Here is a 7,227-nt window from a genome sequence, read left to right as displayed (position 1 = left end):
CGTCAAGATTCATTTCGCAAAACCCCTATCTGCGCGAGCAGGTAGGGGTTTTGTCTTTTCTGGCGTTTTAATTTCTTGAGATGCGCGGCGCCTGGCCGACCGCATCGCGAGCTTTGCTCGCTCCTACCAGGTTGGGCACCAACCCTATCCGTGTGGGGTGGGTATTAGCCGCGTGCCAACTCTGCCAGGTGTGCAGTGGCTTCCTCACTTTTGAGCACCAGCACATCCCCCTCCAGCGAATCGAGCACCACCTCTGACGTATTACCGATCAAGGCCCCGGAAATGCCGGTGCGCGCAACCGTACCCATCACAGTGACCACCGCGTCCAGTTGCTTTTCGAAGTGGGGAATCAGTACATCTGCCGGGCCTTCGGCAACATGCAGGCGATCTTCGCTGATATCGAACTCCGCCTGAAACGCACTGCAGGCTTCCCGGTAGCGCTTTTCAATGGTTTCGCTCAGCTGGTAGACCGGGTCCGACGCCGACAGCATGGGCGAGGGGTGGGCGCTGATCACGTGCAGGTCGCCCTTGGCCAACCCAGCAATGCCATAGCCGTGGTCGATGATGCTCGCGTGCAGCCGACGATGGTCTTCATCCTGATTGCCCACATCCACAGCTGCCAGGATCACGCCCCCGGTCCACGGCCGTTCGCTCTTGACCATCAGCACTGCGCAGGGGCATTGGCGCAGCAGCTTCCAGTCGCTGGGTGTCAGCAAGGCCTTCTTCAGCGGATTGTCTGGCCGGTGTTCCTTGATTACCAGCTCGCACCCCTCGGCCTGCTGAACATGGATGATCGACTCATGCAGGTTGTCTTTCCATTTCTGTTCATGGGTGACGTTGTCATAACCATCATCATGCAACTGGCTACTGAGCAGGCTGAGCAGCGCACCGTGGTCATGCTTCCTGTCACACATCAGCAGGTGCAGGCGTGCGCCGGTTACCCCGGCAATCAGCTTGGCGCGGGTCAACGCCCGGCTATGGGCATGTTCGGGGTCGAGGACGACAAGGATGCTGCGGACCGCTTGCATGGGCGTGAACTCCCTTCAAAGGTGGCGACCAATGCCTGACTATAGTCGGCGCTCCCCACATCGCCGCTTGACGTACATCAAGCATAGCCACTGGTGCTACCGGCCACCGTCGGTATAATCGCCGGTCCTGTCTGCACTGTGTGGTTGCACGTTTATGTCCTTGACCCCCGAAATCGACGCCTTCCTCGGCTGCCCGACGCCAGATGCCTGGATCGAGGCCGCACTTGCCGACCAGGAAACCCTGCTGATCGACCACAAGAATTGTGAGTTCAAGGCCGCCAGCACGGCGCTCAGCCTGATTGCCAAGTACAACACGCACCTGGACCTGATCAACATGATGTCGCGCCTGGCCCGCGAAGAGCTGGTACACCACGAACAGGTGCTGCGCCTGATGAAGCGCCGTGGCGTGCCGCTACGCCCGGTGTCGGCGGGGCGCTACGCTTCCGGCCTGCGGCGCCTGGTGCGTGCCCATGAGCCGGTCAAGCTGGTGGATACGCTGGTGGTGGGGGCGTTCATCGAGGCACGCAGCTGCGAGCGCTTTGCGGCGTTGGTACCGCACCTCGATGAGGAGCTTGGCAGGTTCTATCACGGCCTGCTCAAGAGCGAGGCGCGCCATTACCAGGGTTACCTGAAGCTGGCCCACCACTACGGCGATGAGGCGGACATTGCCCGCCGCATCACCCTGGTGCGGGAAGCGGAAGCCGAACTGATCCAGTCGCCGGACCAGGAACTGCGCTTCCACAGTGGTATCCCGATGGTGCAGGCCGCCTGACGCTCAGTTGCGGCGCCCCAGCAGCAGGCCGACCACCAGGCCGAAGCCGGCCGACACGGCAACGGTCTGCCAGGGGTGCCCGCCAATGTAGTCCTGGGTAGCGTCCACCACCGGTTGCGCCTTGGCGCGCACCTCACCGGCAGCTTGGCGCGCCTGGCGCAGTTTCAGGCTCACCTGGGCGCGCAGGGTTTCCGCCTCTTCGCCTACCAGGGTAGCGCTCTCGGTCAGCAGTTTTTCCGACTCTTCGATCAGTGCCTGCAGCTCACTGAATACCTGGTCCTTGATTTGATCGTTATCCGGTACGGCAGTTTTTCGGGCCATGAACTCGTCCTCGTCGATGGGTGGTTGAACAATGGATGCCGCTGCGCCGGGAAAGTTGCTTCGGCTTGGTGATGTGGCGCTGTCACGGTGTAAGATAGCGGCCATTTTCAGCAGGCAGGTACCTTCATGAGTTTCAATCTGGCCAACATGAGCTTCGAGGAACGGGCGCAGATCGAGGCCGAAAAGGCGCGGCTGTTCGAAATGTGGCAAAACAACCTGGGCAAGGCCAAAGGTGACGCTGCCCGCCTGATCGCAGAAAAGCCGCGGCGCAAGGGCAAGTGGGCAGAGTGGGTACGGGCTGAACTCGATGGCATGACCCCGCCCGAATACGCGAGCCTCGTGCGCAGCGAAGTGAACAAGATGATGGCCGCGGCCAGCGCAAACCGCTGATCCCCTTACCAGTCGAGATTGCCACCTTTGGGCAAGTCCAGCTTGCCCTCGTCGCTGAACCGCACCGTACCCAACGGCCCGCCGGCCAGTTTCCCGCGCAGCTTGTAGGGCATGCCCTGCAGTGAGCCCAGCGTACTCAGCCCGTAGGCCTGGCGGATGAAGGCGAACGCCGTGATGCTGACCGGCACGCTGATCACCGCTTCCTCATAGCGCCCGATATGCCCTTGCTGGTCGCTGACGCCGGAGGCCAGCGGCTGGCCGTTGACTTCCAGGTTCAGCGCGATGCCGTTGAAGTCGACCGGGGTTTCGTTGGGGTTCTGTACCCGCATCTTCACGGCCATGCGCATTTCCAGGTCCTGGCCCGGCAGCGGGTCGATGCCGATCACGCTGATCGTCAGCGGGTCGCGGGCCTGAAACAGCGCGCAGGCGTTGAGCGCGCCGAGCAAGGCCAAGGCCAGGAGCAGGCGGGTGAGACGGTACAATCGTGCAGTCATGTGAACCAACCTTGGCAGCCAAGTGGTGGCTGCAGTGTGGCAAATGCACGGCAGCGTTGAAAGTGGCAGGCTTAATGAAAGATACTGTTTCTCATTAACGCCCGATAATTTCTCCTACTGGCAGTATTTGCACCCCATGCTGACGTCTCCCGTGTCCGGGCTGCTGGCAAGTTTCCAGGAGCACTACGACGACCTGCTGCAGTTTCTCACCCGGCGTATGAGCGACCGGCAGCGTGCTGCCGATGTGGCCCAGGAGACTTACCTGAAGCTTGCCAAGATCGACGAGCAGGCCGTGCCGGTACTGCACGCGCGCAGTTTCATCTTTCGCGTGGCCGGCAACCTGGCCATCGATGCCCTGCGCCGCGAGCAACGCATCGCCGCCAGCCATGAAGACAGCGACGGCGCCGGGGAGGTGGCCTGCCCGGCACCTGCACCCGAGGCAACCCTGCTGGCCCGCGAGCGCTTGCAGATGCTCGACCAGGCCCTGCTGCAGCTGCCCGGCAACGCCCGCGAGGCGCTGTTGCTCAACCGCGTCGAGGGCCTGACCCAGGCGCAGATCGCACAACGGCTGGGCGTTTCCGAGAGCATGGTGGCAAAATACATTGGCCAGGCCTTGCGCCACTGCCGAGACTGGCTCAAGCATAACCATGACTGATACCCCGACCATGCACCCGCCCCAGCCGCTCAGCGACCTGTCCGACGATGCCCTCGACTGGCAGGTATTGCTGCATTCGGGCCATGCCACGGCAGCGGATCAGGCGCGTTACCAGCGCTGGTGCCAGTTGAGCCCGGCGCATGCCGAGGCGGCCCTTGAAGCCCAGGCACTGTGGCAGGACATTGGCCAGGCGCCAACCGCCCAGGCGTTCCAGGCCCAACCCATCCGCCGCCGACGCCACTGGGCAGCAGGCATCGCCGCTGCGGTGGTGCTGCTGGTTGCTGGCGTCGGCGGCTGGCAACGGGCGCCCGTGTGGCTGGCGGACTACCACACCGGGCTGGGCGAGCGGCGCAGCATCACCCTGGCAGACGGCTCGCGCGTACTGCTCAACAGCGCTAGCGCCCTTGATGTGCGCTACAGCGCAAGCGAACGGCGGGTGGCCTTGCAAGCAGGCGAAGCGTTGTTCGAAACTGCCGCCGACCCGCGCCCCTTCGTGGTGGAGACGGCAGGGGAGGCGGTACAGGGCAGCCAAGCCACCTTTAGCGTGCGCCGCGATGGCCAAGTGGTGCTGGCCAAGGGTGAGGCCAAAGTGGGTGAGCGGGAGCTCGCCGTGGCGCCGGACGCCAGTGCCCAGACCGCCTGGCAGCGGGGCAAGTTGATCTTCAACGGCAAGCCCCTTGGCCAGGTGCTGGCGGAGCTTGAGCGCTACCAGCAAGGCCGCATCCTGCTCTCTGACCAGAAGCTCGCAGCCCTGGAGGTCAGTGGCGTGTTCGACCTCGACGAACCCCAGGCCTTGCTGCGCACCCTGGAGCAGCGTTATGGCCTGAAGGTCACTTACTTGCCGTGGTTGGCCGTGGTGCATTGAGCCCCCAGGGGCCTTGGCAAAATATTTTTCATTTGGCACTGCAAGTTCGCACAAGCCAGATCGTCGTAGTGGGACTGATCAGCAACCCATTCTCATTTACGACTTGTCTGGAAGCTTATTCGTGCCCTTGATGCCCATGCCCTCGTACCGTCGCGGCGGTCGTTTCCACCATGCCCTGCTGTCCTGCAGCGCCCTGGCCGTGCTCGCCGGCCCCTTGCAGGCCTGGGCCGCAACGGATGCAGGCGCGCAGGTGCAGAGCCGCCAGGTTGCGCTGGATGTGCCCGCGCAAGCGCTGGACCAGGCCCTGACCGCGTTCGCCGACCAGGCGGGGCTGCACCTGCTGTACACCACCGCCGATGTTGCCGGCCTCACCAGCCCGGCCCTGCAAGGCAGCTACGGCGTCGACCAGGCACTTCAGCAACTGCTTGCCGGCAGCGGCATGGCCTGGCACTACAACGACAGCCGCACCATCACCTTGCGCAAGGCCGATGGTGCGCCCCAGGCGGTCAACCTCAAGCCTATCGAAGTCAGCGTCGCCTCGCGCACCAGCACCGCCATCAGTGAGATCCCCGGCACCGTCTGGGTCGTCGACCAACAGCAACTGCGCGAGCAGATCGACAGCGGCGTCAGCCTCAAGGAAGCCATCGGCAAGCTGGTGCCGGGCCTGGACCTTGCACCGGAAGGGCGCACCAACTACGGCCAGAACATGCGTGGGCGCAACGTGCTGGTGATGATCGATGGCGTCAGCCAGAACAGCTCCCGCGGCCTGTCGCGTCAGTTCGACAGCATCTCGCCGTTCAACGTCGAGCGTGTCGAAGTGTTGTCTGGTGCCAGCGCCATCTACGGCGGTGGCGCCACCGGCGGCATCATCAATATCGTGACCAAGAAGGGCGAGCCCGGCCCGGCCCGTTTCGAAACCCAGCTCGGTGCCAGCAGCGGTTTCAACAACAGCGACGACCTGGCCACCCGCTTCGCCCAGTCGGTCAGCGGCGGCAACGAGCGTATCCACGGCCGCCTGGGTATTTCTGGCGAGCAGAACGAAGCGTTCTACGACGGTGCGGGCGACCAGGTATTCATCGACAACACCCAGACCGACCTGCAGTACAACCGCACCCTCGATATCCTCGGCACCCTCGGCATGCAGTTCACCGAGCAGCAGAGCCTCGACCTGCTGGCCCAGTACTACGATTCCGGCAACCACGGCAGCACCGGCATCTATTTCCCCAACCTCAAGTACAACGCGCCCTCCGACCTTGAAGATGCCGAGCTGCGCAGCGGCTACTCGTCGGACCTGGAGCCACGTACCCGGCGCCTGCTGCTCAACGCCAACTACCACCACACCGACGTCCTGGGCCAGGACTTCTACCTGCAGGCCTCATACCGCAAGGAAGACGACAACTTCTACCCGTTCCCCTACTACAACCGCGCCACGCCCACCGGTTCGCGCGGGGTGTACTTCGCCGCCTCGCAGCAGAACTTCGAGGTCACCAGCCTCAAGGGCCTGTTCGCCAAGCAGTGGAACAGCCTGAAGCTGACCTACGGCCTGGACCTGGACCGCGAGCGCTTCAATGCCGAGCAGACCACCTTCGACGCCCTGAGCTCGTCTGAAAGTGGCGGCCTGAGCATGGATGAGCAGAGCAAGGCCGCGCGCTACCCCAGCTACCGGGTAGACGGCGTGTCGGTGTATGCCCAGCTCGACTGGCACGCCACCGACAACCTCACCTTGTCAGGCGGCGCCCGGCGCCAGCAGATGGACGTCGACGTCAGCGATTTCAAGGGCGTGCCCGGCGGCAGCAACGACTACCAGGTGAACCTGTACAACATCGGTGCCATCTACGACTTCAAGAACGGCCACCAGGTCTGGACCAACTACGGCGAGGGCTTCGACCTGCCAGACCCGGCCAAGTACTACGGCAAGCAGGGCTTGAGCGTGGCCGACAACCCACTGGCCGGCATCAAGAGCCGCCAGGTCGAGCTGGGTTGGCGCTACGCCGACCTCGACTGGGACGCCCAGGCGGCGTTGTACTACATCTGGTCGGACAAGATCATCAACGTCGACTCGCAAACCCTGACCATCAACGTCGAAGACCAGAAGAGTCGCGATTTTGGCTTCGAAGGTGCCCTGACCCGGCACTTCCAGACCGGCTGGGAAGCCGGCGGCACCTTGCACCTGACCCGTTCCGAGGAAGAGGCTGCCAACGGCGGTTGGATCAAGCGTGATGCCCGCTACGCATCGTTGTCCAAGGCCACCGCGTTCGTTGGCTGGAAAGGCGATGGCCGCAGCGCACGGTTGCAGGCCAACCATGCGTTCAGCCTCAAGGACGATGCCGACCATGAAATCGACGGGTACACCACGTTCGATCTGCTGGGTAGCCAGGAAACCGGGTTCGGCACCTTCAGCGCCGGGGTGCAGAACCTGCTGAACAAGCAATACAGCACGGTTTGGGGGCAGCGGGCGACGCTGTTCTACTCGCCCACCTATGGGCCTGCCTACCTGTATGACTACCAGGGGCGTGGCCGCACCTACACCCTGACTTGGAGCATGGCTTACTAAGGTTTGATTTAGCCGATATTTCTGTAATTAAATGGACTCGCCCCCGCCGAGGCATCACAGTGCCACGGTGGCGTTCTAAGAAGCCAACGGCAGCGAGGGCGAGACCATGAAAAAGTTTACGACGAAACACGATTGTGCGCCTTGTGCA

8 protein-coding genes are annotated in these 7,227 nt (G+C 63.2%); 5 read left to right on the top strand and 3 right to left on the bottom strand.

Features of this window, described 5'->3' with window-relative positions; genetic code table 11:
* Positions 1-164: 164 nt before the first annotated feature.
* Positions 165-1,028 carry a universal stress protein gene (locus tag F3J44_RS29215; protein WP_167069981.1) on the bottom strand — a complete coding sequence of 288 codons (864 nt, stop codon included), beginning with the start codon at positions 1,026-1,028 and terminating at the stop codon, positions 165-167.
* Between the two features lie 154 nt (positions 1,029-1,182).
* On the opposite strand from F3J44_RS29215, the gene F3J44_RS29210 reads away from it, so the two are divergent.
* Complete coding sequence (locus tag F3J44_RS29210) at positions 1,183-1,800, top strand: tRNA-(ms[2]io[6]A)-hydroxylase (protein WP_167069979.1); 618 nt, start codon at positions 1,183-1,185, stop codon at positions 1,798-1,800.
* Positions 1,801-1,803: 3 nt separating this feature from the next.
* Here F3J44_RS29210 and F3J44_RS29205 read toward each other — a convergent pair whose 3' ends face one another.
* Positions 1,804-2,121, bottom strand: a complete 318-nt coding sequence (locus tag F3J44_RS29205) for a YqjD family protein (protein ID WP_167069976.1) — start codon at positions 2,119-2,121, stop codon at positions 1,804-1,806.
* 126 nt (positions 2,122-2,247) lie between these two features.
* On the opposite strand from F3J44_RS29205, the gene F3J44_RS29200 reads away from it, so the two are divergent.
* Positions 2,248-2,511: a hypothetical protein gene (locus tag F3J44_RS29200; protein ID WP_167069974.1), complete on the top strand. Its 264-nt coding sequence runs from the start codon at positions 2,248-2,250 to the stop codon at positions 2,509-2,511.
* A 5-nt stretch (positions 2,512-2,516) separates the two neighbouring features.
* Here F3J44_RS29200 and F3J44_RS29195 read toward each other — a convergent pair whose 3' ends face one another.
* Entirely contained in the window at positions 2,517-3,005 is a 489-nt protein-coding gene (locus F3J44_RS29195) for an LEA type 2 family protein (protein WP_167277958.1), read from the bottom strand.
* Between the two features lie 136 nt (positions 3,006-3,141).
* Here F3J44_RS29195 and F3J44_RS29190 point away from each other — a divergent pair, with 136 nt between their 5' ends.
* The 3 genes from F3J44_RS29190 (at position 3,142) to F3J44_RS29180 (ending at position 7,079) form a co-directional block, all read left to right on the top strand.
* Entirely contained in the window at positions 3,142-3,660 is a 519-nt protein-coding gene (locus tag F3J44_RS29190) for an RNA polymerase sigma factor (protein WP_167069967.1), read from the top strand.
* Complete coding sequence (locus F3J44_RS29185) at positions 3,653-4,525, top strand: FecR domain-containing protein (RefSeq protein ID WP_205300262.1); 873 nt, start codon at positions 3,653-3,655, stop codon at positions 4,523-4,525. The genes F3J44_RS29190 and F3J44_RS29185 overlap by 8 nt, the downstream gene beginning before the upstream one ends.
* A gap of 130 nt (positions 4,526-4,655) precedes the next feature.
* Positions 4,656-7,079, top strand: a complete 2,424-nt coding sequence (locus F3J44_RS29180; protein ID WP_167277960.1) for a TonB-dependent receptor — start codon at positions 4,656-4,658, stop codon at positions 7,077-7,079.
* The last annotated feature ends 148 nt before the right edge of the window (positions 7,080-7,227 follow it).

This window comes from Pantoea sp. Tr-811, from assembly GCF_011752535.1.
Lineage (GTDB): Bacteria > Pseudomonadota > Gammaproteobacteria > Pseudomonadales > Pseudomonadaceae > Aquipseudomonas.
Note: the sequence above shows the minus strand (reverse complement) of the source record. Positions and strands in the feature narration are given on the sequence as shown.